The sequence below is a fragment of the Stenotrophomonas sp. YJH_SMC_27 genome (genome assembly GCF_059369815.1).
This window is the reverse complement of the sequence record NZ_JCAFTA010000024.1, coordinates 13,144-35,860: the sequence shown is the minus strand read 5'-3', so window position 1 is coordinate 35,860 and position 22,717 is coordinate 13,144. Positions and strand designations below refer to the sequence as shown.

The following is a 22,717-nucleotide window of genomic DNA, read 5'->3' as shown; positions in this document are numbered from 1 at the left end:
CCAGCATGGTGGTGCCGATGCGCCGGCCGGACCAGGTGACGATGATCCAGGTCAGTCCTTCGGACGATGAGATTCCGTCGTACCTGTTCAAGCCACGCTTGCTGCCGCAGACCTCGCAGGCGCCGGATGTTCCGGAGCAGCGACCTGCAGCGCCGCGCTACGTTGCGCCGATGTCGATGGACAGGGAAACCGTTGCCGCCGACCGCAAGGCATTGGATGAGCTGCTGCGCGAAGGTGGGCCTGGTGCGGTTGGCAGATAGGCGGGCGCAAGGGCTTGGGCTTTGACTGACCCGGGCTGTCGCATCTTGCCCGTTTTGTAAACAGCGGCTATCGTTGCGCCCTTCACACGCCTGTGCCGCGTCCGGCATGGGGTGGACACAGGACGCAGGTCGATGGCTTCAAGGAAGAGGAGTGCACGCGCCCTGCGCGTGCTGTTGGTGCTGTGCATGGTGGCCTTCACGGGCGCCACCCAGGCGGCAGACAAATCACAGCAGGCCTATTGGGCAGGCTTCGCCTATACCGCTGACGCCGCCGCCGTGCAGGCGACCACGCCGCATGCGCATGCGGTGCTGGAACAGCGCGGCCTGATTCCGTTGAACCAGGCGCTGGCACAGTCGCTCAAGCGCCGCGCCCCGGCCCACCTGCAGCTGATCGACCAGCCGGTGGCGATGCTCGACGGCACCACCAGCGCGACCGTGCTGGCCGCGGCACTGGACCGCGAACTGGTCTCGGTCGAGCCGATCGGTGACCAGTACAAGGTGCTGGTGGAAGTGGCGCTGCAGGCGCTGTTCTTCGACTTCCGCGAGCGCCAGGTGATCGCGTCCTATCCGCTGACCCTGCAGCGCATCGACGTGCAGGATTACCGGCCGGACAACGACGATATCGACGCGATCGTTGCCGATCTCCTGTACGGCAGTGCCGATACCAGCCTGTCGCAGGTGCTGGCCGCCAGCCTCGCCCAGGCCAAGCTGCCCGATGCCGCCGTGCGTCGCCTGCAGGTCGGTGGCGTAACCCTGTCCGACGCGGTCCGCGCCAAGCTGCCCGACCCGAAGTGGGACGCCCCGCTGCGCGCCACGCTGGCCCACGAACTGTCCAAGACGCTGTCATCCAATACCGGCGTCGGCCTGCTGCCGCCGGCCTCGGGCCAGGCGATCGGTGGTGCGATGGCGGCGCGCTTTGCCGACGGCAAGGTCTACCAGCTGAAGATTCCCGAGCCGGACTACGTCATCAACCTGCAGGTGGATGCGTTGAAGAACGGCGTGATCGAAGAAACCCCGGCGATGAAGACGATGCTGTTCGGCGCCTTCTTCACCGCCAAGGTGACCGAGCCGTTCTCGGGGAAGGTCTATTTCGAACAGCCGCTGCGCAAGGGGGCCACCAAGGTGGTGCCGGTCACGCAGTGGCAGGTCGACCAGTGGTCGGCCAGCTACGAAACCCTGCTGGCCGGGCTCGATGCCTTCGCCGGCGCCGCCGCCAAGCGTGCCGATTCGCGCGCCTGGCTGGACGAACAGAAGCCGGGCGGCCGCCCGTTGCAGCAGCAGACCCAAGCCCTTCAGGAGTTGATCAAGTCATGTCGTTGATGCGTACCATCCTGCTCTTCCTCATCGCGCTGGTGGTGGCCTCGCCGGTCGCTGCGCAGACCGCCAGCTCGCGCGGTACCGGTTCGGCCAGCTACGGCCTGCGCCTGAGTGCCGACACCCGTGCCCAGGCCCTGAACAAGGCCAAGGTCAATGCCCTGGAGGCGTACATCGCTGAAACCGGTGCGGCCAAGCTGCGCCTGTTCGAAGCGCGCCGCGCCGAGTTCATCGGCGAGATCGATCGCTACGTGCTCAGCGCCGTGCAGCTGTCGGACACCGAAGACAAGAAGGCCAAGACCTACACCGTCACCGTCCGCGCCGAGATCAACACCACCCTGCTGCAGACCAAGCTGGATGCGGGTTCGGCCGTGGCCGGTGCCACCGCCGCGCAGCGCTCGCTGCTGACCTTCCTGTTCATGGCGCGCTCGCAGGACACCGTGCAGTCGTTCCAGGACAAGGAATACCGCCGCGTCGACGCCAGCAGCAGCTACAGCGAGAACACCCGTGAGGGCGACAGCTTCCGCGGCAACTCGGTCAGCACCAACGGCAGCATCAACCAGAATGGTTCGATGTCGGTCACCAGCGGTGGCAGCACCACCGCACGCGCCGACAACATCACCTGGAAGGTGGCCAACGCCGCCGAAGTGAACACCGCGATGACCGGTGCCTTCAGCGCCGCCGGCTACGAAGTGGTCGAAGCCGAATACGTGGAGGGCGAGTCGCGCGGCCTGCTCAGCATCGAGCGCATCCGCAAGGACTTCAGCACCGGCAACGACCTGGCCCCGGCCACCCTGCGCGATACCGCCAACGGCATCCGTGCGGCCAACATTCCGTACATCGCCGTCGGCACCCTCGACATCGGCATGCGCGACCGCGATCCGGCCAGTGGCAACACCCGCGTGTTCGTCACGGTCACCGGCAAGGTGCTGGACGTGACCGGTCGCTTCCCGCGCACCGTGTCGTCGGTGGGCCCGGTGCAGTTCTCCGGCACCGGCCCGAATGAAACCGTGGCCCGTACCAACGCGCTGCAGCTGGCTGCCGAAAAGGCCGCCCAGCAGATGATCAACGAACTGAACGTCAAGGCGGTCCGCTGATCCGCCACCCCGGTGGGTGCCGAGCCCGCTCGGCATCACCCTGGATTACCGATTCCCACGTGCCGCTTCGCGGCCGTCTCTCCCAAAGGACACTCATATGATCCGCAATACTGCTCTTGTCGTGGCCATCGCTGCCGCCACCCTGTCGATGCCGGCCCACGCTGGCCTGGGCAAGCTGAAGGACCTGGCCGGTGCCGCCACCGGCACCTCCAGCAGCAGCGCTTCCAGCGCCGCCGCCCCGGACGAAGCCGCGCAGGAAGCGCTGGTGCGTCGTTTCGTCAGCTCGCAGTCGCACTCGCTGCAGGCCCAGACCTCGTTTGCCCGTGCCTTCGGCCTGGCCGAGCAGGTGCAGCTGCTGGAAGCCGAGCGCCAGGCGCTGTCGTCGGGTTCGGTAAGCGTCGATGCGATGAAGAAGTCGGTGTCGGTCAGCGAAGCGGCGCAGGCGGCGATCAACGAGCGCCAGGCCGCGCAGCCGGAACTGAACGCTGAATCCAAGCAGCACTACGCCGAAGGCCTGGTCTCGCTGCTGGCGTCGGCCGCCGAAGCACAGAAGCTCGGTGGCGAGGCCAGCAACTTCACCGCCGGCATGAAGAACCTGGGCGCGACCCAGCTGGCGACCGTCGGCCGCAAGCTGGCCGCCGGTGCATGGGTGGCCAAGGAATCGCCGGGCTTCATCCAGGGCCTGTACGGCTCGACCAAGTCGGCCGTGACCTTCGCCAGGAAGAGCAAGGTGAAGGTGCCGTCCAACGCCGATTCGATGCTCGACACGCTCTGATCCGAGGCGAATCTCCATGCGTATGACCTACCGTTTGATCGGCCTGGGCCTGGTTGCCGCGCTGCTTGCAGCCTGTGGCGAGCAGGACGCCCCGGCTGCCGCGCCCGCCAAGGAAAAGGCAACCAGTGCGCTGGCCAGCAATGCGCCAGTGGAAGCGGCGCCCCTGCGTGGCACGCCGGATTTCGGCGGCACCACCCAGGTCGCGCGCGAGGCCGACGGCATCGGCAGCACCCCGGAACTGGCGGTGCTGGCGGCGTTGCAGTCGGCGGTGGCGCAGGTCAACGGCGTACGCGTGGCCAGCCAGATGCAGGGCCTGCGTGCAGGCCTGCATGTGGATGTGGATGACGAACACGTCGGCGACATCCGCGCCGACGCGTTCACCCAGCAGATGATCGCCGGCTCGCAGGGCGCGGTGCTGGGCTATGAAATCCTGTCGCAGGACGAAGTGCGGCAGCTGGACGAGGAGACCATCGCCCGTGTGCGCGCCAGCGACGAAGGCTGGAGCTTCAAGGGCTCGGCGTCGGCCAGTGCGTCCGGCGAAGCCTCGGCCAAGAGCGGTTCGGCTTCGGCCAGTGTCAAGCAGAGCTACGACGAGAAGGTCAACGTCGATGCCAAGCGTGGCGCCAGCTCGTTCGATTCCGACGTGACCCACCGCAGCATGCGCAGCTACTGGAAGGTACGCGTACGTGCCCAGATCGCTCAGTACCGCGCACCGGACGAGCAGGGCAAGCCGAAGATCGTGGTCGCGCTGCCGCGTACCAAGGCCGGCAGCTATGCCGTGGGCGATGGCCGCGTGAGCGCCGATGAAGTGGCCGACGCGATCCGCGCACGCCTGTCCGACACGCTGACCCAGACCCAGCGCTTCATCGTGCTGGACCGTGAGTTCGGCGACGAACTGCAGGCCGAGATCGACCACATCAACAGCGGCAACGTACGTTTGCAGGACACTGCCCGTGTCGGCCAGCAGCTGGCGACCGACCTGATCCTGATCCCGACCATCGAACGCTTCGAGTACCCGCGCAGCGTGCGCAACCTGCGCATGTCCGACCGCCAGGTGACCTCGTACTCCGGTGGTGGCCGCATCACCCTGCGCCTGGTCAACGCCACCACCGGCCAGGTGGTGATGTCCGACAGCTTCGACCACCAGCTGGCCTCGACCGGCCCCAGCACCCTGCCGCGCGTGGTCAACGGCCGCAACATGGCCGCGGCGATGATGGAATCGCTGTCGGGCCAGATCGGCACCAGCATCGTCACCACGCTGTTCCCGGTATCGGTGGTCTCGGTGGACGGTGACCAGGTGGTGCTGAGCCAGGGCGGTGACACCGTGCAGGCCGGCCAGCGCTGGCAGGCCGTGCGCCTGGGCGAAGAACTGAAGGACCCGCAGACCGGCCGCTCGCTGGGCCGCAGCGAACACCCGTGCTGCACCATCCGCATCGACCGCGTCGCTGCACAGACCTCATACGGCACCATCGAAGACGGCGTCGACGCGATGCGCGGCGGTTTCCGTCCGGGCCAGATCGAACTGCGCCAGAAGCTGGGCAGCAGGCCGGCAACGGCCGCCGCAGGCGCGACCGCCTCGGCCGCTCCCGCAGCTGCCGCACGCCCGGCCGCCAAGCCGAAGCCCAAGGCCGCGGCGGCCCCGGCCGAAGACCCGAACTGGTAACAGGCTCAAGCAACACACAGATGGGGTCAGAGCCCTTTCCCGCAGGGAAAGGAACCTGACCCCTTCGTGTTTCCGTCCGTGTCGACCAAGGTCGACACCTACCAACAGCGGCGTGTCGATCAAGGTCGACACCCACCACAGCGGTGTGTCGACCAAGGTCGACTTCCACCAACAGCAGCGGGAACCTGTCGAAGGCGGGGTGGGTCCGGTTGCGGGGGCGTGAGCCGCATGGATGCGGCGACCGAGCTTACATGGATGTACTTGCAGCGTCCCCCGCAACCGGACCCACCCCGCCATCCCACGGAATGCCGCTGTTGCTTTGGCTTTGGCTTTGGCTTTGGCTGTTGCTGTTGCTGTTGCCCTGGCTTCGGCGGGTGCAGGGCGCAGCCCTGCCGAATCCCATTACACTCCAGAGAGATTTCCCTGCTGGAGAGAGCAATGAAGCGAGTAGCACTGGGCGTGCTGGCCCTGTCAGTGTCGAGCGCACTGATGGCGGCCACCCCGAAATTCGACGGCGCGCGGATCTCCGCCGACGTCAAGGAACTGGCCTCCGACGCCTACGAAGGCCGCTCGCCGGCCACCGCCGGCGAAGAGAAGACCATCGCCTTCCTCAGCAAGCAGTTCGCCGATGCCGGCCTGCAGCCGGGCGGTGACCTCAAGGATGGCAAGCGCCTGTGGACCCAGGCCGTTCCGCTGCGCAAGGGCGACATCGTCGGCGCACCGCAGCTGGCGCTGCACCAGGGCGGCAAGACCGTTGCGCTGGAGCAGGGCAAGCAGATCGCCGTGCGCGCCGCCATGAACGGCGCCAGCAACGTCGATATCAGCAAGGCGCCGCTGGTGTTCCTCGGCTACGGCGTGAAGGCCCCGGAGCGCAACTGGGACGACTTCAAGGGCGTGGACCTGAAGGGCAAGATCGCCGTCGTGCTGATCAACGACCCGGACTTCGAGACGGGCCAGGGTGATTTCGACGGCAAGGGCATGACCTACTACGGTCGTTGGACCTACAAGTACGAAGAAGGCGCCCGCCAGGGGGCGCTGGGCGTGCTGATCGTGCACGAGACCGCACCGGCGTCGTACGGCTGGGCCACCGTGGCCGGCTCCAACACCAACACCATGTTCGATGTGGTGCGCGACAACCCGGCGGAAAGCCACCCGCTGCTGGAAGGCTGGATCCAGCGCGACCTGGCCGTGGAGCTGTTCCGCTCGGCCGGGCAGGACTTCGAGGCGCTGAAGAAGAAGGCGCAGCAGCGCGACTTCACCCCGGTGCCGCTGACCGGCGCCAGCCTGGACGCGAAGTACGCGGTGAAGACCGAAGTGATCACCTCGCACAACGTGGCCGCACGCCTGGAAGGCAGCAGCCACCCGGACGAGACGATCATCTACAGCGCGCACTGGGACCACATCGGCGTGGGTGAGCCGGACGCGCGTGGCGACCGCATCTTCAACGGTGCGCTGGACAACGCCAGCGGTACCGCTTCGCTGATCGAGCTTGCCCGTGGCTTCGCCAAGCAGAAGCGCCCGCAGCGTTCGGTGCTGTTCCTGGCAGTCACCGCCGAGGAAAAGGGCCTGCTGGGTTCGGAGTACTACGCCACCCATCCGCTGTACCCGCTGGAAAAGACCGTGGCGGTGATCAACATGGATGGCATGGCGCCGTTCGGTCCGTCGCGCGATTTCGGCATCTACGGCGCCGCGCGCTTCGAGCTGCTGGACCAGCTGAAGGACGTGGCCAAGGGCTGGGATATCCGCTACACGCCGGACCCGAAGCCGGAAGCGGGCCTGTTCTTCCGCTCCGATCACTTCCCGTTCGCCAAGCGTGGCGTGCCGGCACTGTCGTGGTCGGCCGGCCAGGACTGGGTGGACGGTGGCGTGGCTGCGGGCAAGAAGGCCTCGGAAGACTACACCGCCAAGCGCTACCACCAGCAGGGCGACGAATGGCAGCCGGACTGGGTGTTCGCCGGTGCCGCCCGCGACCTGGAAGTGCTGTACACGCTGGGCAACCAGCTGGCCAACTCCCGTGCCTGGCCGAACTGGAGCAAGGACGAGTCGTTCCGCGCCGTACGCGACGCCAGCGCCGACCAGCGCGAATAAGAAGCACCGGTAGTGCCGGCCGCTGGCCGGCATTGCTGCGAGGCTTGCGGCGATGACGGGGTGCCGGCCAGCGGCCGGCACTGCCAGAGCCGCTTCCATCCCCGCTTTCCCGCCCTTCGTCGCAGCCCGCTTGCTTGCCCGGCGGGCCGCCCTATGCTCGGCTCACCCCCTTCCTCCAAGGCGCCGCCGTGTTCGCCAGCCTTTCTCTCCTGTTACGTCATCTGCTGGCCTGGGCTGCGGCGCTGTTCGTCGCAGGCATGGTCTGGAGCGGCATCTTCAGTGGCATGAACGATGGCCCGGGCTGGATTTTCGGCCTGCTGGCGATGTTCCTGATCATTTCCGCGCTGGGCAGTGCCATCACCCATATCCGCCGGGTCTGGCTGGTGGCCGGTCGCCTGGATGCCACCACCTTGTCCGGGCGCCAGCGCCGCCAGATCGAACTGCCGATGGACGCCGGCCACGCGTTCTCGGTAGTGGAAGCGGCGATCGCCGAACTTCCCCGCGTTGAGGATGTGGAAAGCTCGGCCGGCAGCCTGCAGGTGCGCGCCTATGTTCGCCGCGTGGATCTCTGGAATGGGCGTCAGCCCTCGCGCTGGAACCTGCCGGCGCGGCTGGCGATCAAGCGCAACAGCGTGCTGGCCACGGTCACGCCGGGGCAGGGCACCAGCACCGTCACCCTACTGTTTGAACCGGATGCGGGCTGGTGGGCCGACCTGCTGGCGCTGGACGAGGGCAGCAACTTCGAGAACGCCGAAGCGGTCACCCGTGCGATCAGCCGCCGCGTGGCCGACCAGCGTCGCGATGAGCAGGCCGCCGCCGAACAGACCCAGGTGGAAAAGGAACTGTCGGTGGCGCGCTTGAATCTGCTGCACGCGCAGGTGGAACCGCACTTCCTGTACAACACGCTGGCCAACGCGCAGGTGCTGACCCGCACCGATCCGGCACGTGCCGACCAGATGCTGGGCCACCTGATCCAGTACCTGCGCAGCTCGTTGCCGCAGGTGGACGAATCGGTGTCCACGCTGGGCGTGGAGCTGGAGCGCACCCGCGCCTACCTGGAGATTCTGCGTATCCGCATGGGCGCGCGGCTGGCGGTGGAAGTGCAGGTACCCAACGAACTGCATGGCGTGCACCTGCCGGCGATGGCGTTGCAGACACTGGTGGAAAACGCGATCAAGCACGGCCTGGAACCCAAGCCCGGCGGTGGCACGATCTGGATCCTCGCGCGTGGCTTCGATGACCATGTGACGGTGACGGTGGCCGATGATGGCCTCGGCTTCGGCCAGGGCACCAGCGGTACCGGCATCGGCCTGAAGAACCTGCGCGAGCGCCTGCGCCTGACCTGCGGTGAGCAGGCCGGCGTGGCGATCGTCGCCAACTTCCCCAGCGGCGTGGCCGCAACCATGACCCTGCCGCAGTCGAACAAGGAGCGCAGCCATGCCGCTTGAGGCACTGATCGCTGAAGACGAAGAACTGCTGCGGCAGTCGCTGGTGGAGCAACTTCGCCGGCTGTGGCCGGACCTGAAGCTGGTGGCCGAGTGCGAGGACGGCGCCAGCGCGCTGGAGCAGCTGGCCGAGAAGCAGCCGGACATCGCTTTCCTCGATATCCGCATGCCCGGTATCAGCGGCATCGAGGTCGCGCGCTCGCTGTCCGAGCTGAGTCCGCGCACCCAGGTGGTGTTCGTTACTGCCTACGACCAGTACGCCATCGATGCATTCGAGCAGGGCGCGATGGATTACCTGCTCAAGCCGGTAAGCGACGAGCGCCTGCTTGCCACCCGCGAACGCATCCTGTCGCGGCTGCCATCGACGCGGCAGGACGATGCCGTGCTGGAGCGCCTGCTGCAGCGGTTGGGCCCATCGCAGGGCACTGCAGAGCGACCGCCGCTGGCCTGGATCACCGCCAGCAACGGCCGCGAGACGCAGCTGATCATGCTGGAGGAGGTGGCCTACTTCCGCGCCGACAACAAGTACACCACCGTGGTCACTGCCGCCGGCGAGAGCCTGCTGCGCACGCCGTTGCGCGAACTGCTGGAAGTGCTCGACCCGCAGCATTTCCGCCAGATCCACCGCTCGACCATCGTCAACATGAAGGCCGTGGCGGCGGTCAGCCGCGACGATACCGGGCGGGGCGTGCTGCGCCTGCGTGGCCGAACGGAAACGCTGGTGGTCAGCCAACCGTTCATGAGCCTGTTCCGCGGCATGTAGCCGCAGCCGCATCCCCCCTGCACCGAGGAATGAACATGTCCCGTCTGCTCATTGCGTGCGTTGCCGTGCTGGCACTGGCCGGCTGCGAAAAATCCCGCAACACCTCGATCACCCGCACCCATGCCAACGGCGTGGACACGCTGTACAGCAAGAGTACGGTGGTCGACGGCGAGGCGCGCTTTCAGTGCATTGCCAGCAGCAGTGGCCACTGCCATTACCTGGTGCTGGACCCAGCGTGCAGCACCGATGCCGCGTGCACCACGCCGCCGCTGCGCCGGTTTGCGGTTGCGGCAGGCAAGACCGAGGCCATGCGTGGCCTGCCCGACGGCTTCCGCCAGTGCGTCAGCCAGGACCCGATAGAACACTGCCACCGCGAGTGATCACGGTGGCAGTGTGGATCCCCCCGCTTCGCTGAAGGGTCAGTAGGCAGGCTGCAGCGTCAGCTCGTGATGGTGTTCGGTTTCGCCGACGTGGTTCAGGCGTCCGACCAGCTCCGAGTGCTGCTTCATCCGCCCGATCTCGGTCATGATGCGGATGTCCTCGTGGCGCAGTTCGCGCTTGGTGGTGACCGCCTGCTTGTAGTCCAGCACTTCCGGGTAGTGCTCGGCCAGGTCCAGTGCCTCGGCCACGTGCTCCACGCTGTCGGCCTTGGAACTGATGCGGGCGCGGCTGTTGAAGGCCTTCATCCAGCGCTCGAAGCCGGCCTGCTGATCGAACATGTTGGCCATGAACCAGATCACGAACAGGATCGAGACCCATGAGCCGAACACGATCACCACGCGGGTGAAGGTGATATGGAAGTCATCGCGCCACAGGTAGTTGGCGATCAGGCCCAGGATCAGCAGAGAGGCTGCCTGCCAGCCGATGATCGATGCGATCAGCCACTGGCACTTGGCCTGGGCCAGCACCGCCACTTCATCGCGGATCTGCTGCTCGCTGAGGTTGCGCCAGTGCGCCACCTGTTTGTCGAACGGGCTGCTGTAGAGCTCGTTGTCGCGAAGCAGAATTCCCAAACCCTTGAACAAGGCAATCATGGCTGGCTCCTTGTGGAACGTGCGTCGATCAGCATTGGACGGTGTGGCGGGTCCAGTTCTAGCACTTCCAGCGGGCGGTGCAACGGGGGCAATGCCAAGCGGCGCAAGGGTTTGCCCGGCGGGAGTGAAAATTGATGCATTGCATCATCGCGGTCACAGCCTGCGACAGGATGTCGCAGGGTGAAACGTGCTGCGGCCGCACATGAAACGGTCGCTGAGCGTGGAGGCTCGCCGCCTGCGCCGTGATCGCCGAGAATCGGGGCCGACCGCGCAAGATGCGACCGTTCTTCCGACTTTCCTGGACCCGTGATGCCGGCTTTGCTGCAGCGACTCTACCGCCCCGTCACCGCGCCGATCCGGCGCTGGGTACTGGACGCCTTCCCGCGCGGCCAGAGTGGCATCGACTACGACCATCCGCAGGGCGACCCGGGCTGGTTCGGCCTGGACAGCGTCACCTGGCGGCTGCACGCCGAATTTCCCTCGATGCTCGCCGGTGGCCTGTGCGCGCTGATGCTGCAGACACTGCACCCACGCGCGCTGGCCGGGGTCTACGACCACTCCAATTTCCGCCAGGACCTGGTGGGACGCCTGCGCCGCACCACCGCCTTCGTTGCCGGCACCAGCTACGCGCCCACTGGCGAAGTGGAGGCGCTGGTGGCCAAGGTGCGCCGTATTCATGCACGGATCCGCGGCCAGACCGCGCAGGGCGAGCCCTACGCCGCCGACGATCCGCAGTTGCTGACCTGGGTGCACGTGACCGAAGCCTTCGGGTTCCTGCAGGGTTTCCGCCGCTATGGGCGCGAGGTGCCGGGGGACATCGCCGACCGCTACTACGATGAGTACCGCCGTGTGGCCGAGGCGCTGGGTGCAGTGGATGTGCCGTGCAGCGAAGCCGAGGTGGCGGCGTACTTCTGCGCGCGGCAACCGGAGCTGCGTGTGGACGAGCGCTCGCGTGAAGTGCTGGAGGTGTTGTCCGGCGTGCGCCTGCCGGTACCGGTGCCGGGGCTGTCGCGCGAGGTGTTCCTCGGTGCGGGCGCGGCGCTGCTGCCGGACTGGGCCGAAGGCATGCTTGCACGCAGTGGCCGTCAGCGCGCCCAGGCTGCGGCGTCTGCGAAGCTGATGCAGGGCATGGCGCCGCTGTTCCGCCGTGCGCTGCCCGACGGCCTCGCCAGCCGCGCCTGTGCACGCATGGGCGCGCCGGTGGAGATCCTGCGCGAGTGGCCCGCGGTTGCCTGGTAGGTGCCAACCTTGGTTGGCACGCTTTTCGCGGTGCCGCGGAAGCGCCAACCAAGGTTGGCAGCTACCCGCAAGTGAAACGGGCGCCTTGCGGCGCCCGTTCCGGTTACATCACCACACCTTGACCCGCTTGTCCGGGGCCAGGTACAGCTTCTGGCCTTCCTTCACGTCGAACGCCGGGTACCACGCGTCGATGTTGCGCACGGTGAGTGCGCGGAACTGGCCCGGTGCATGCACATCGGTCAGCAGCGAGTTGCGCAGCGCCTGCTCGCGGCTCTTGCTGCGCCAGGCCTGGGCAAAGCCGAGGAAGAAGCGCTGGTCCGGGGTGAAGCCTTCCAGGGTCTGGCCCGGCTTGCCCTGCAGCGACAGCTGGTAGGCGTCGTAGGCGGTACCCAGGCCGGCCACGTCGGCGATGTTCTCGCCCAGGGTCAGCTTGCCATTCACATGCACGCCCGGGAACGGCTCGTAGCTGCTGAACTGCGCGGCCAGCGCATCGCCGGCGGCGTTGAACTGCTTCAGGTCCTCGGCGGTCCACCAGTTGTGCAGCTTGCCGGTTTCATCGAACAGTGCGCCCGCGTTGTCGAAACCGTGGCTGATCTCGTGGCCGATCACGGCGCCGATCGCACCATAGTTCACGGCGTCGTCGGCGGCGCCGTCGAAGAACGGCGGCTGCAGGATCGCGGCCGGGAACACCAGGCGGTTTTCCAGCGGCACATTCATCGCGTTGATGGTCTGCGGCAGCATCGCCCACTCGCCGTGGTCGACCGGCTTGCCCAGCTTGGCGATGTTGCGCTGGTACTCGAACAGCTCGGCGCGCTGTGCATTGCCCAGCGGGTCATCACGGCGGATCTCAAGGCCGGTGTAGTCGCGCCACTTTTCCGGATAGCCCATGCCCACGGTCAGGCCGGCCACCTTCGCCTTGGCGCTCGCCTTGGTCTGCGGCGACATCCACGCCAGCGCGTCGATGCGCTTGGCGAAGGCGGCAATGATGTTCTTGGCCATCTCGTCCGCGCGTTCCTTGGTCTTCGCGTCGAAGTGCTTTTCGACGTAACGCTTGCCGATCGCTTCGCCCACTGCGTGGTTGGCATCGTCCACCGCGCGCTTCCAGCGATCGCTCTGCTGCGGGGTGCCGCTCAGCGCGGTGCCGTGGAAGGCGAAGCGGGCATCGGCGAATTTCTTCGGCAGGTAGGCGGCGGCACGGTCCAGCGCGTGGAAGGCCAGGTAGTCCTTCCACACCTCCAGTGGCTCGGTGGCGACCAGCCTGGACAGGCCGGCCACGGCCTTGGGCTGCCACACGATGAAGTCCTGCTGCTTGCCCAGCGCGGCCGCGTCGAGGAAGGCGTTCCAGTCCATGCCCGGCGCCTTGGCGTTGAAGTCGGCCTGGGTCCACGGATTGGCACCCTTGGTCACATCATTGGTTTCTTCCTGGGTGGCATGCGCCTGCGCGATCTTCGTCTCCAGCGCCAGGATGCGTTGTGCCTTGCCGGCCGGATCGGCGACGCCGGCCAGCTGCAGCATCTGTGCGATGTAGGCCTGGTACTGCTTGCGCAGTTCGGCCATGCGGCCGCCGCCCAGGTAGAAATCGCGGTCGGGCATGCCCAGGCCGCCCTGCACCAGGTACGGCGCATTGCGGTCGGGCTGCAGCAGGTCCACCGACACCCACAGGCCGAACAGGCGGTCGGTGTAGAAGTTGGTCGCATTGAGCAGGTCGACGTCGGCGCGCACATCGCCGCCCAGGGCGCGTGCCAGGCCGGCCTTGTCGGTGATGGCATCGATCGCCTTCAGCTGCGGCTCCACGGGTGCAACGCCGCGCTGCTCGATGCCGGCCTCGTCCATGTAAGCGGCGTAGTAATCGCCGATCAGCTTGTCGTCACCGCTGGCCTGGGTGTTGCCGGCGGCCCCTTCGAGAATGGCGCGGGTGTCGGCCAGGGTCTTCTCGGCAATGACGTTGAAGCTGCCGAAGCGCGACCGGTCGGCCGGAATCTCGGTGTTCTTGACCCAGGTGCCGTTGGCGAAGCCAAAGAAGTCATCGCCGGCGGCAATGCTGCGGTCCATGCCGCTGGCATCGAAGCCGAAGCTGCCCAGCATCGGCTTGGCCGCAGCGGGGGTGGCATCGGCCGGCGCGGTGGCCGTGGCGGCCGGCTCGGCCGGGCGGTCACAGGCGGCCAGGGACAGGCTGGCAACGATGGCCAGCGCCAGGGTGGGACGGCGCAGCTTGGACATGGACTTCTCTTGCGGCGGAAAACGCCAAGTCTAATCTGCGCCGGCCCGCCTGGCGGCCCTGTGCTGCGTCCTGTGCTGTGCAGGATCTGGCTGAACACGTGGAACCGACCTTCACGCCGTGAGCGACGTGGTGCATGCTGGACCCTGGAACCCTGCGCGGACACGGGGAGGTGGCCATGCGGGGGCGGGTCAGGCGTCAAGAATGGCGTCCACCGGCCGTTGAGGTCGGGGACGTGGAGGATTCGTTCGCGCATGAAGCCAGCCGACTGCACAAGGAACACCCGCCGATGCCCGCGCTGAAACGCGCGTTGGCCCGGCCGCTGCGCGCCATTACCTGGGGCGGAGTGCTGCTGGGCGTGCTGCTGGTCACCGGGCTGACCCTCATGCTGGTCAATGACTACCACCGCCGTCTGGAAGCGGCGCAGCGCCAGAGCCGCGCGCTGGCGGTGGGCAGCGAGCGCCTGCTGGCGCTGGAACTGCGCAACCTGGAGCGGGCCATGTCCGGCATCGCCGCCGACGCCGCCGAGCTGTTCCGCAGCGTGCCGGCGCAGGCGCCGGCCCTGCTGGATGCATCCATCGGCGGGGTGCTGGGCCGGCATGCCGAACTGCACAGCATCGCCGTGCTCGACCGCCATGGCCGACCGCTGACGGCCGGCGAGGGCGACCTGCAGCTGCCGCTGTGGACCGACCCGCAGCGTCGTGGCCAGGGCAGCGCGCTGTACATCGGCCCGCCGCAGCGGGCCAGCGATGGCGGTTGGGTGGTCCCGCTGGCGCTGCCGATGGCCGGCGAACGCTGGCTGCTGGCACGGCTGCGCTGCGGCGAACTGCAGCGCATCGTCGGTGGCCTCGACGTCGGCCCCAAGGGACTGGTCTCGATCAGCGATGCCGAAGGCTACATGCTGGCCCGCGTGCCTGACCCGCATGGCACGGTGGGCCACCGCTATGACCTGCCACGCCGTGACCTGCTCGGCACGCAGGCAGTGGTCGAGCTGGGCAGCATGCCGGGCGTGGTGGATGGCGTACCGCGCATCCTCACCATCAGCACGCTCGAACACAGTCCGCTGGCGGTGCAGGTGGGCCTGGCCGACGAAGACGTGCTGGCACCGTGGTGGCCCTACCTGCAGGCATCGGTGGCAATCGTACTGGCCTACATCGTGGTGCTGCTGGTGCTGCTGTATGCGGTGCGCCGAACCACCCGCAGCCAGCAGTCGATGGCCGAAGAGCTGAAGGCCGGCCACGCCGAGTTGCGCCTTGCGCACCAGGTCGGGCGTGTCTGCACCTGGTACGTGGACGAGGATGCCGCGCTGCTGCGCTGGTCACCCCTGGCGCGCGAGATCTTCGGCGTGCAGACCGATGCCCTGCCGGTGGCCGATTTCTTCGCACGCGTGCATCGCGACGACGCCGCACGCCTGCAGCAGGCCTTCGACCAGGCCTTCGCCGGCGGCGCGGTGCTCGACCAGGTATTCCGCCTGGTGCTGCCCGGAGGCGAGGTGCGCTGGGTCGGGGCACGTGGGCAGCGGGTGGAAGTGGCCGACAGCGAGCGGCGCATGATCGGTGCGCTGACCGACTTGAGCGAACGCTATCAGGCGCGCGAGCAGATGAGCGAAGTGGAACGCCGCTTCCGCCTGCTGTTTGACCGCAATCCGGCGCCGTTCTGGGTATTCGACCCGGACACGCTGCGCTTCATCGAGGTCAACGATGCCGCCGTGCGCCAGTACGGCTACAGCCGCGACGAGTTCCTGGCGATGAGCATCCTCGACATCCGCCCGCGCGAGGGCTGGGACGAGGTGCGTGGTGCCATCCAGCGCGCACAGGTGGGCGATCCTCCGGACGCGACCGTGCGCCTGCATCGGCGCAAGGACGGCAGCGTGTTCGAGGTGCGCGCACACCTGTCCAAACTCGATTTCGACGGACAGCCCGCGTGCCTGGTGCTGGCCGAGGATGTGAGCGAACGGTTGGCCTACGAGCGCGACCTGGCTTACCAGGCACGGCACAACCCGGCCACCGGCCTGCTCAATGTACGCGCGTTGACCGAACAGCTGGATGGGCAGGGCGAGGGCTATACCATCGCCTTCGTGCAGCTGCGCGGCCTGCAGCTGGTGGCCGATACGCTGGGCCGCGAGATCGGCGATGCGGTACTGCAGTCGATGGCGACCCGGCTCGGGGGCCTGGGCGCGCGCTATGGCACGCTGGCGTTCCAGCCGGCCGAAGATTTTGTCTTGGCCATCGGTGCCGGGCACGATACCCAGCGCGTGCTGGACGACCTGCTGCAGATCGTGTCGGCGCCGATGCGCGGCAAGGACTCGCTGCACCAGTTCGAGCCGCGTATCGGCGTGGCCGTGCATGTCGCCGGTGACGGCCATGGCGCCGAACAGGTGATCGGCATGGCCGCGCAGGCCGCGCACGCGGCGCGTGCCGAGGGCAACGTGGTGGTCTGGTTCGATGCGGCGGTGACCACGCGGCTGGCCGATCGGTTGCGCCTGGCCGGGCGCATCCATGCCGCCATCGACAGCGAGTTCCAGCTGTACTTCCAGCCGATCCGGCATGCCGGTGATGGCAGCCCGGCCGCGCTGGAGGCCCTGCTGCGCTGGCCGCAGGCCGATGGCAGCTTCATCCCGCCCAACGAGTTCATCCAGCTGTGCGAGGACACCGGGTTGATCCTGGCGCTGGGCCGCTGGGTGATCCGCGCCGCGGCGAAGGCGCAGCGCCGTCTGGTCGACGCCGGGTGGGGCGAGCTGCCGATCGCGGTCAACGTGTCTGCGGTGCAGTTCTTCAACAGCGACCTGGTGGCCGAGTTCACCCGCGCCCAGCAGGAATTCGGCCTGGCCCGCGGTGCGCTGCACGTGGAGCTGACCGAGAGCAGCCTAATGCGCAAGCCGGCGCAGGCGATGCAGACCATGCAGCGCCTGCATGAGCAGGGCATCAGCGTGTCGCTGGATGATTTCGGCACCGGCTATTCCAGCATGTCCTACCTGCAGCACCTGCCGCTGGACATCCTGAAGATCGACCGCAGCTTCGTGGCGGACGTGGAAACCAATCCACGCAACGCCTCGATCTGTCGCGCGCTGCTGTCGCTGGGCCACAGCATGGGCCTGACCATCATTGCCGAAGGCGTGGAAACACCGGGGCAGCTGGACTGGCTGGCCGCGCACGGCTGTGACCAGGTGCAGGGTTACCTGCTGGGGCGGCCGGCACCGCTGGAGCGGATCATCGACGCGTTGGATGAAGTCCCCGCCTGATCGGGTTCGTATTGGCCGGCCAGCGGCCGGCACTACCCGGCCGAAGCATGACGGTAGTGCCGGCCGCGGGCCGGCAGGCACCAGGTTCGGCTACACCCCGGCTTCGACCAGATGGTCGATGAAACTGCGCACCTTCGGTGCCAGGTGGCTGCGGCTGGTATAGACCGCGAAGATGCCGATCGGGGCGGCCTCCCATTCGGGCAGCACGCGCACCAGCCGGCCATCGGCCAGCGCGTCTTCCAGCAGGAAATCCGGCTGCAGGATCACGCCCATGCCGGCAATCGCCGCTTCGCGCAGCACGTCGCCGTTGTTGGCGTGCAGCAGGCTGTTCACCGCGACCTTTACTTCGCCTGCGGGCCCCTGCAACGGCCAGTGGTCGCCAGCGGCCCAGTAGCTGTAGCCCAGGCACGCGTGCGCCTGCAGGTCCTGCGGGGTCTGCGGGGCGCCGCGTGCGGCCAGGTAGGCCGGCGCGGCGCACAGGCTCACCCGCGATTCGCCCAGGCGGCGGGCGATCAGGGTGGGGCCCGGCTCGCGGGTGATGCGGATGGCCACGTCGTAGCCTTCCTCGACCATGTCCACCAGGCGGTCGGACAGGGCCAGGTCCAGTTCCACCTGCGGAAAGCGTTCGCGGTAACTGGCCAGCAGTGGGCCGAGGCGGGCGATGCCCCAACTGACCGGTGCATTGATGCGCAGCGTGCCGGAGGGCTCCAGCGCCTGCGCGCCGATGCTGGCCTCCAGCGCGTCGAACTCGGCCAGCAGGCGCACGCATTGGGCGTAGTAGGCGGCGCCGGTGCTGGTGGGGCTGACCCGCCGCGTGGTGCGATGGAGCAGGCGGGTGGACAAGCGCTTTTCCAGTGCGGCGACCTGGCGGGTAACGCCGGCGGTGGACATGTCCAGGGCCTGGGCGGCGGCGCTGAAGCCGTTGCGCTCGACCACCGCCACGAACACGCGCATCGCCTCGAGGGTGTCCATTGTTGCGCCTTCTGAAATAAATACGGTCAATCGATCGTATTTATCGGCCCGTGAAGGCGCAATAACCTGAGCCCACTCCCTTCAAGGTGCTTTCCGATGCACGCCACGACCGCTCCTGATTCGCCGCTGGCCCCGTATGGCGCCGCCCTGCTGCGCCTGGCCCTGGGCGTGCTGTTCCTGGTCCATGCGCTGACCAAGCTGCTGGTATTCACCCCGGCCGGCACGGCAGCGTTCTTCGAGTCGCTGGGCCTGCCCGGCGTGCTCGGCTACCTCACCATCGGCGTCGAGCTGGTGATCACTGTCGCGCTGCTGCTGGGCATCTATGCGCGCTGGGTGGGCCTGGTCGGCGTGCCGCTGCTGCTGGGCACCATCGTCACCGTGCACGGCGCCAACGGCTTCGGTTTCGCCAATGCCGGCGGCGGCTGGGAATACCCGGCGTTCTGGGCGCTGGCGCTGGTGGTGCTGTTCCTGGTCGGCGACGGCAAGTGGACCCTGCGTTCGCGCTGATCGCCGCCTGATCCTGCAACTGGAGAATTCCATGTCCCGCCTGCCTTCGCTGTACATCTCCCATGGTTCGCCGATGACTGCCCTGCATCCGGGCCAGGTTGGTGTGCGCCTGGCCGAGCTGGCGCGCGACCTGCCCACGCCGCGCGCCATCGTGATGGCCTCGGCGCACTGGCTGGGCCGGCAGCCGCTGGTCGGGGCGCATCCGCAGCCGCCAACCATCCACGATTTCGGCGGCTTCCCGCGCGCGCTGTTCGAACTGCAGTATCCGGCGCCGGGTGACCCGGCACTGGCCGAAGAAGTGGCCGGCCGCATCGCCGCCGCAGGACTGCCAGTGGCCATCGATCCGCAGCGTGGCCTCGACCACGGCGCGTGGGTACCGCTGCGGCTGTTGCGCCCGCAGGCCGACATCCCGGTGGTGCCGGTGTCGATCCAGCCGCTGCTCGGCCCCGAGCATCAGTTCGCGCTGGGCCGCGCGCTGGCACCACTGCGCGAACAAGGCGTGCTGCTGGTCGGCTCGGGCAGCATCACCCACAACCTGCACGACTGGGGCGACTACCAGGACGGCAAGGAAGCGCCATACGTGCGGCCCTTCATCGAGTGGGTGGAGCAGCGGCTGGCCGCTGATGACCGCCAGGCGCTGTTCGACTATCGCCGGCAGGCGCCGTTCGCCGAGCGCGCGCACCCGACCGACGAGCACCTGCTGCCGCTGTTCTTTGCGATGGGCGCAGCCGGCGAGGACAGCTTCGGTGCGCGGCGCATCGACGCCGGCATCGACGCCGGTTTCCTGGCCATGGACCTGTACCGCTTCGATGGGGCGGCATGAGCCGGGGCTGACGCGCGGCGGCTCCCGTCGTCGCGGTCATGGCCGCATGTGGTAGTTTTTTCCGGGTTTCCGGCGCTGGCCTTCAAGCCGCCCCACGCGCCGCTTCCTGGAAGAAGCATGCATACCATTGAAGTCGTCCTGGCGATGCTGGTGGCCGTTGTCGCCAGCGGCTACCTGGTTCGCGTCCTGCCGTTCTCGTTGCCGCTGCCGCTGGTGCAGATCGGCCTGGGCGCGGTCATCGCCGGGGTGTTCAACCGCGGCCACGCGCTGGAGCCGGAAGTGTTCTTCCTGCTGTTCCTGCCGCCGCTGCTGTTCCTTGATGGCTGGCGCATCCCCAAGCAGGGCCTGTTCCGCGACAAGGGCGCGATCCTCGAACTGGCGTTCGGCCTGGTGGTGTTCACCGTCATCGGCGCAGGCTTCCTGATCCACTGGCTGATTCCGGTGATGCCGCTGGCGGTGTGCTTCGCGCTGGCGGCCATCGTGTCGCCGACCGATCCTGTGGCAGTGGGTGCGATCGCCTCCAAGGCGCCGATTCCCAAGCGCCTGATGCACATCCTGGAAGGCGAGTCGCTGCTCAACGATGCATCGGGCCTGGTCTGCTTCCGCTTCGCGGTGGCTGCGGTGATGACCGGCACGTTCTCGCTGGCCACGGCCTCGCTGACCTTCGTGTGGGTGGCGGTGGCGGGATTGGCGGTGGGCGTGGCGGTGACGCTGGGTGTGTCCACCTTCCAGCGCTGGCTGTGGCGCCGCTTCGGCGAGGAGCCGGGCGCGGCGATGCTGGTCAACTTGCTCATTCCGTTCGCGGCCTACCTGCTGGCCGAAGAGATCCACGCCTCCGGCATCCTCGCCGCGGTCGCCGCCGGTATCGCGATGAGCTACGTCGAGCTGACCGGCCGCGTCTCCGGCAGCATGCGCGTGCAGCGTGCCGGGGTCTGGAACATGCTGCAGTTCAGCTTCAACGGCATCATGTTCGTGCTGCTGGGCGAGCAGCTGCCCGGTATTGTCGAACGTGCCACCACCACCATGAACGAGACCGGCCACCAGAGCGCGTGGTGGCTGCTGGTGTACGTAGTGGTGATCAACCTGGCGCTGGTCGTGCTGCGCCTGCTGTGGGTGTGGCTGTCGCTGCGCTGGAACCTGCTGCGCGCGCGTCGCCGCGGACTGGAGCGGGGCGAAGCGCCGAACTGGCGCATCGTGGTGGCGACCTCGGTGGCCGGCGTGCGTGGTGCGATCACCCTGGCCGGCGTGTTGACCCTGCCGCTGTTCCTGCCTGATGGCAGTGCGTTCCCGGCACGTGACCTGGTGATCTTCCTGGCCGCCTCGGTGATCCTGTTCTCGCTGCTCGGCGCCAGCATCGCGCTGCCGCAGCTGCTGAAGGGCCTGCAGCTGCCGGCCGATTCGGGTGAACGCAAGGAAGAGGACCTGGCGCGCCGGCTGTCGTCGAAGGCGGCGCTGGCCGGGGTCGAGCGCATGCGCCAGCAGCTGGTGATGAACCAGAACACCGAGAACGTGCAGCTGTACAACGATGCCGCCTCGCGGGTGAGCCTGCTGTACCAGCGGCACCTGGAGAAGGACAACGACGGGCCCGACGTAGACCCGGAGAAGGTGCGGCGCATGGAGCTGGGCTACCGCCAGCTGCGCAGCGCCGGCCTCAACGCCGAGCGCGAGGAACTGTTCCGGCTGACCCGGCGCGGGGTGATCTCCGATGAGATCTCGCGGCGCCTGATCCGCAACCTGGACCTGCTGGAATCGCGCAAGCGCGAATGATGCCTGGGACCGGGCGTTGCTGACGCTGACGCGGATTCCGCCCTGGCATGTAGAGCCGAGCCCATGCTCGGCTACGCTTGCTTCAGGCGTCATGAACCCGGAACGAAAAGCAGCCGAGCACAGGCTCGGCTCTACATGCCGGTGCCGGTTATTCCGGTTTCTGGTCCAGGAAATACACCTCGACCTTGCCCTTGACCTTGATCGTCATCGGGTTGCCGCGGCGGTCACGGGCCTTGCCGGCCTGCACGCGGATCCAGCCTTCGCTGACCGAGTATTCCTCGACGTTGTCGCGCTCGATGTCGTTGAAACGCACGCCAACGCCGCGCTCCAGCGCCTGCGCATCATGGAAGGGGCTGGCCGGGTTGATCGCCAGGTGGTCGGGAGGGGTATCGCTCATCGCTTCATTCACAGTGACGGCCACCAAGGCCGGCTTCAGCGGCACAGGATAAACCGTAGAATGCCGACCTGCCCCAGAGGACGTTCCGCCATGCCCGACAACAGCGACTATTTCGACTTCGAGGAAGACATCCACGACTTCGACGAGGAGGGCTTCGAGGCGCGGGTCTGGAACCTGCTGGTGCTGATCAACCCGGGTGACGAAGAGTTGGCCCTGCAGCAGTTCAACCGCTGGCGCGAGCACCTGGCCGAGGACGGTCAGCCGCTGGAAGCGGACAGCGACTGGCTGCCGGCGCTGTTCACCGCCATCGCCTGGCAGTCCGGTTTCGATGTGGAGCGTGAGGACCTGGAGTCGCTGCAGTCGGCGGTGAACGAGCTTTCGGCGCGCTTCAACCTGCAGCTGGACTGGGGTGGCGACCTGGACGACGAGGACTTTGCCGAAGGCCTGGACGGCGTGCAGCTGATGGCCACCGCCTTCGACCGCCTGCGCGAGCACAACTACACGCTGTGGAGCGTGGATGCCGGCAGTGATGGCTTTACCGGGGTGATGGCGCTGACCCGCGACGATGACGCGATGCTTGCGCTGTGCTCGCTGCTGAACGTGGAAATCCGGCTGGGCAGCGACCCGTTCTGAGCGATGGGCCGATCCGCCGGGCACGACCCGGCGGCTTGATCCGCTGAGGACGACCCGACGGGGGTAGAGTCGACTGTCAGTCGACTATCGCGCGCAGCGCGGGGGTCTCGCGGCCGGATGGGAGAGCAGTCGACTAACAGTCGACTCTACCCCGTCGGTGCCGGTTGGTGTCCGGCGAACCCGCGGCGTGGCCTACGGCCGGTACTGCGCCCGGGCGTTGGCAATCACCGTTTTGACCAGTTCACGGTCGGTGTGCCGTGAGATCGCCCGGGCGCCGAGCGCGATGGCCTGTGCGCGCAGCCCGGCAGTGACATCGTAGTGGGCGCCGCTGGCCTTGTTCTGGAAGGCGCGCGGGGGAATGCCGAGCTGCGCGGCCATTGCGTGCAGCTCGGCCAGGGTGTCGGCCATCAGGTGCGCCCAGCGCTGTCCGCGCCAGGGATGCACTGCGTCATCGACGTAGACCGTCACCGCCGCGGCCGGT

20 protein-coding genes are annotated in these 22,717 nt (G+C 67.7%); 15 read left to right on the top strand and 5 right to left on the bottom strand.

The genetic code is table 11. The features are described 5' to 3' along the window. From AC5P7R_RS21940 to AC5P7R_RS21900, 9 genes are all read left to right on the top strand, one after another. On the top strand, window positions 1-260 hold a 260-nt coding region (locus AC5P7R_RS21940; RefSeq protein WP_495214182.1), incomplete at its 5' end, for a hypothetical protein. 132 nt (window positions 261-392) lie between these two features. After that, window positions 393-1,580, top strand: a complete 1,188-nt coding sequence (locus tag AC5P7R_RS21935; RefSeq protein ID WP_495214181.1) for a hypothetical protein — start codon at window positions 393-395, stop codon at window positions 1,578-1,580. Beyond that, window positions 1,571-2,671 (top strand): hypothetical protein, encoded by a 1,101-nt coding sequence (locus AC5P7R_RS21930; RefSeq protein ID WP_021202155.1) that lies wholly within the window; start codon window positions 1,571-1,573, stop codon window positions 2,669-2,671. The genes AC5P7R_RS21935 and AC5P7R_RS21930 overlap by 10 nt, the downstream gene beginning before the upstream one ends. A gap of 97 nt (window positions 2,672-2,768) precedes the next feature. Further along, window positions 2,769-3,446 (top strand): hypothetical protein, encoded by a 678-nt coding sequence (locus tag AC5P7R_RS21925; protein WP_021202156.1) that lies wholly within the window; start codon window positions 2,769-2,771, stop codon window positions 3,444-3,446. Between the two features lie 16 nt (window positions 3,447-3,462). Beyond that, window positions 3,463-5,109 (top strand): CsgG/HfaB family protein, encoded by a 1,647-nt coding sequence (locus AC5P7R_RS21920; protein WP_227852459.1) that lies wholly within the window; start codon window positions 3,463-3,465, stop codon window positions 5,107-5,109. Between the two features lie 438 nt (window positions 5,110-5,547). Next, complete coding sequence (locus AC5P7R_RS21915) at window positions 5,548-7,197, top strand: M28 family metallopeptidase (RefSeq protein ID WP_111097730.1); 1,650 nt, start codon at window positions 5,548-5,550, stop codon at window positions 7,195-7,197. A 188-nt stretch (window positions 7,198-7,385) separates the two neighbouring features. Beyond that, window positions 7,386-8,645 carry a sensor histidine kinase gene (locus AC5P7R_RS21910; protein ID WP_478436188.1) on the top strand — a complete coding sequence of 420 codons (1,260 nt, stop codon included), beginning with the start codon at window positions 7,386-7,388 and terminating at the stop codon, window positions 8,643-8,645. Further along, window positions 8,635-9,405, top strand: a complete 771-nt coding sequence (locus tag AC5P7R_RS21905) for a LytR/AlgR family response regulator transcription factor (protein ID WP_021204366.1) — start codon at window positions 8,635-8,637, stop codon at window positions 9,403-9,405. The genes AC5P7R_RS21910 and AC5P7R_RS21905 overlap by 11 nt, the downstream gene beginning before the upstream one ends. 35 nt (window positions 9,406-9,440) lie before the next feature. Then, on the top strand, window positions 9,441-9,785 hold the full coding sequence (locus AC5P7R_RS21900) for a hypothetical protein (RefSeq protein ID WP_031270794.1): 345 nt from the start codon (window positions 9,441-9,443) through the stop codon (window positions 9,783-9,785). 39 nt (window positions 9,786-9,824) lie between these two features. On the opposite strand, the gene AC5P7R_RS21895 is transcribed toward AC5P7R_RS21900, so the two are convergent. Next, window positions 9,825-10,439, bottom strand: coding sequence for a hypothetical protein (locus AC5P7R_RS21895; RefSeq protein ID WP_021204368.1), 615 nt, complete (start codon window positions 10,437-10,439; stop codon window positions 9,825-9,827). A gap of 309 nt (window positions 10,440-10,748) precedes the next feature. Between AC5P7R_RS21895 and AC5P7R_RS21890 the strand changes: the two genes are divergently transcribed. Continuing rightward, window positions 10,749-11,678, top strand: a complete 930-nt coding sequence (locus AC5P7R_RS21890) for an oxygenase MpaB family protein (RefSeq protein WP_111097729.1) — start codon at window positions 10,749-10,751, stop codon at window positions 11,676-11,678. 108 nt (window positions 11,679-11,786) lie between these two features. Here AC5P7R_RS21890 and AC5P7R_RS21885 read toward each other — a convergent pair whose 3' ends face one another. Next, window positions 11,787-13,898 carry a M13 family metallopeptidase gene (locus AC5P7R_RS21885; RefSeq protein WP_021204370.1) on the bottom strand — a complete coding sequence of 704 codons (2,112 nt, stop codon included), beginning with the start codon at window positions 13,896-13,898 and terminating at the stop codon, window positions 11,787-11,789. Between the two features lie 176 nt (window positions 13,899-14,074). Between AC5P7R_RS21885 and AC5P7R_RS21880 the strand changes: the two genes are divergently transcribed. Further along, a complete protein-coding gene (locus AC5P7R_RS21880) occupies window positions 14,075-17,137 on the top strand; it encodes a bifunctional diguanylate cyclase/phosphodiesterase (RefSeq protein ID WP_478436189.1) in 3,063 nt (1,020 codons plus the stop codon). A gap of 90 nt (window positions 17,138-17,227) precedes the next feature. Here the strand turns inward: AC5P7R_RS21880 and AC5P7R_RS21875 are convergent, their stop codons facing one another. Beyond that, a complete protein-coding gene (locus tag AC5P7R_RS21875; RefSeq protein ID WP_019660905.1) occupies window positions 17,228-18,109 on the bottom strand; it encodes a LysR family transcriptional regulator in 882 nt (293 codons plus the stop codon). Window positions 18,110-18,205: 96 nt separating this feature from the next. On the opposite strand from AC5P7R_RS21875, the gene AC5P7R_RS21870 reads away from it, so the two are divergent. The 3 genes from AC5P7R_RS21870 to AC5P7R_RS21860 all read left to right on the top strand — a co-directional run bounded on the left by AC5P7R_RS21870 (window position 18,206) and on the right by AC5P7R_RS21860 (window position 21,206). Further along, on the top strand, window positions 18,206-18,616 hold the full coding sequence (locus tag AC5P7R_RS21870) for a DoxX family protein (protein WP_019660906.1): 411 nt from the start codon (window positions 18,206-18,208) through the stop codon (window positions 18,614-18,616). A 31-nt stretch (window positions 18,617-18,647) separates the two neighbouring features. Beyond that, on the top strand, window positions 18,648-19,439 hold the full coding sequence (locus AC5P7R_RS21865) for a dioxygenase family protein (protein WP_227853679.1): 792 nt from the start codon (window positions 18,648-18,650) through the stop codon (window positions 19,437-19,439). A 117-nt stretch (window positions 19,440-19,556) separates the two neighbouring features. Then, entirely contained in the window at window positions 19,557-21,206 is a 1,650-nt protein-coding gene (locus AC5P7R_RS21860; RefSeq protein WP_019660908.1) for a Na+/H+ antiporter, read from the top strand. Between the two features lie 148 nt (window positions 21,207-21,354). Here AC5P7R_RS21860 and AC5P7R_RS21855 read toward each other — a convergent pair whose 3' ends face one another. Then, complete coding sequence (locus AC5P7R_RS21855) at window positions 21,355-21,603, bottom strand: DUF3297 family protein (protein WP_026347120.1); 249 nt, start codon at window positions 21,601-21,603, stop codon at window positions 21,355-21,357. A gap of 90 nt (window positions 21,604-21,693) precedes the next feature. Between AC5P7R_RS21855 and AC5P7R_RS21850 the strand changes: the two genes are divergently transcribed. Beyond that, on the top strand, window positions 21,694-22,236 hold the full coding sequence (locus AC5P7R_RS21850) for a DUF6630 family protein (RefSeq protein WP_019660910.1): 543 nt from the start codon (window positions 21,694-21,696) through the stop codon (window positions 22,234-22,236). Between the two features lie 192 nt (window positions 22,237-22,428). Here AC5P7R_RS21850 and AC5P7R_RS21845 read toward each other — a convergent pair whose 3' ends face one another. Beyond that, on the bottom strand, window positions 22,429-22,704 hold the full coding sequence (locus AC5P7R_RS21845; protein ID WP_021204374.1) for a DUF4031 domain-containing protein: 276 nt from the start codon (window positions 22,702-22,704) through the stop codon (window positions 22,429-22,431). Window positions 22,705-22,717: the final 13 nt, after the last annotated feature.

What these genes read in the sequence shown, in the direction of transcription:
- AC5P7R_RS21935 (WP_495214181.1), top strand. Translation starts at nt 393, where the DNA reads ATGGCTTCAAGGAAGAGGAGTGCACGCGCCCTGCGCGTGCTGTTGGTG.
- AC5P7R_RS21930 (WP_021202155.1), top strand. Translation starts at nt 1,571, where the DNA reads ATGTCGTTGATGCGTACCATCCTGCTCTTCCTCATCGCGCTGGTGGTG.
- AC5P7R_RS21925 (WP_021202156.1), top strand. Translation starts at nt 2,769, where the DNA reads ATGATCCGCAATACTGCTCTTGTCGTGGCCATCGCTGCCGCCACCCTG.
- AC5P7R_RS21920 (WP_227852459.1), top strand. Translation starts at nt 3,463, where the DNA reads ATGCGTATGACCTACCGTTTGATCGGCCTGGGCCTGGTTGCCGCGCTG.
- AC5P7R_RS21915 (WP_111097730.1), top strand. Translation starts at nt 5,548, where the DNA reads ATGAAGCGAGTAGCACTGGGCGTGCTGGCCCTGTCAGTGTCGAGCGCA.
- AC5P7R_RS21905 (WP_021204366.1), top strand. Translation starts at nt 8,635, where the DNA reads ATGCCGCTTGAGGCACTGATCGCTGAAGACGAAGAACTGCTGCGGCAG.
- AC5P7R_RS21900 (WP_031270794.1), top strand. Translation starts at nt 9,441, where the DNA reads ATGTCCCGTCTGCTCATTGCGTGCGTTGCCGTGCTGGCACTGGCCGGC.
- AC5P7R_RS21895 (WP_021204368.1), bottom strand. Translation starts at nt 10,439, where the DNA reads ATGATTGCCTTGTTCAAGGGTTTGGGAATTCTGCTTCGCGACAACGAG.
- AC5P7R_RS21890 (WP_111097729.1), top strand. Translation starts at nt 10,749, where the DNA reads ATGCCGGCTTTGCTGCAGCGACTCTACCGCCCCGTCACCGCGCCGATC.
- AC5P7R_RS21885 (WP_021204370.1), bottom strand. Translation starts at nt 13,898, where the DNA reads ATGTCCAAGCTGCGCCGTCCCACCCTGGCGCTGGCCATCGTTGCCAGC.
- AC5P7R_RS21880 (WP_478436189.1), top strand. Translation starts at nt 14,075, where the DNA reads ATGCGGGGGCGGGTCAGGCGTCAAGAATGGCGTCCACCGGCCGTTGAG.
- AC5P7R_RS21875 (WP_019660905.1), bottom strand. Translation starts at nt 18,109, where the DNA reads ATGGACACCCTCGAGGCGATGCGCGTGTTCGTGGCGGTGGTCGAGCGC.
- AC5P7R_RS21870 (WP_019660906.1), top strand. Translation starts at nt 18,206, where the DNA reads ATGCACGCCACGACCGCTCCTGATTCGCCGCTGGCCCCGTATGGCGCC.
- AC5P7R_RS21865 (WP_227853679.1), top strand. Translation starts at nt 18,648, where the DNA reads ATGTCCCGCCTGCCTTCGCTGTACATCTCCCATGGTTCGCCGATGACT.
- AC5P7R_RS21860 (WP_019660908.1), top strand. Translation starts at nt 19,557, where the DNA reads ATGCATACCATTGAAGTCGTCCTGGCGATGCTGGTGGCCGTTGTCGCC.
- AC5P7R_RS21855 (WP_026347120.1), bottom strand. Translation starts at nt 21,603, where the DNA reads ATGAGCGATACCCCTCCCGACCACCTGGCGATCAACCCGGCCAGCCCC.
- AC5P7R_RS21850 (WP_019660910.1), top strand. Translation starts at nt 21,694, where the DNA reads ATGCCCGACAACAGCGACTATTTCGACTTCGAGGAAGACATCCACGAC.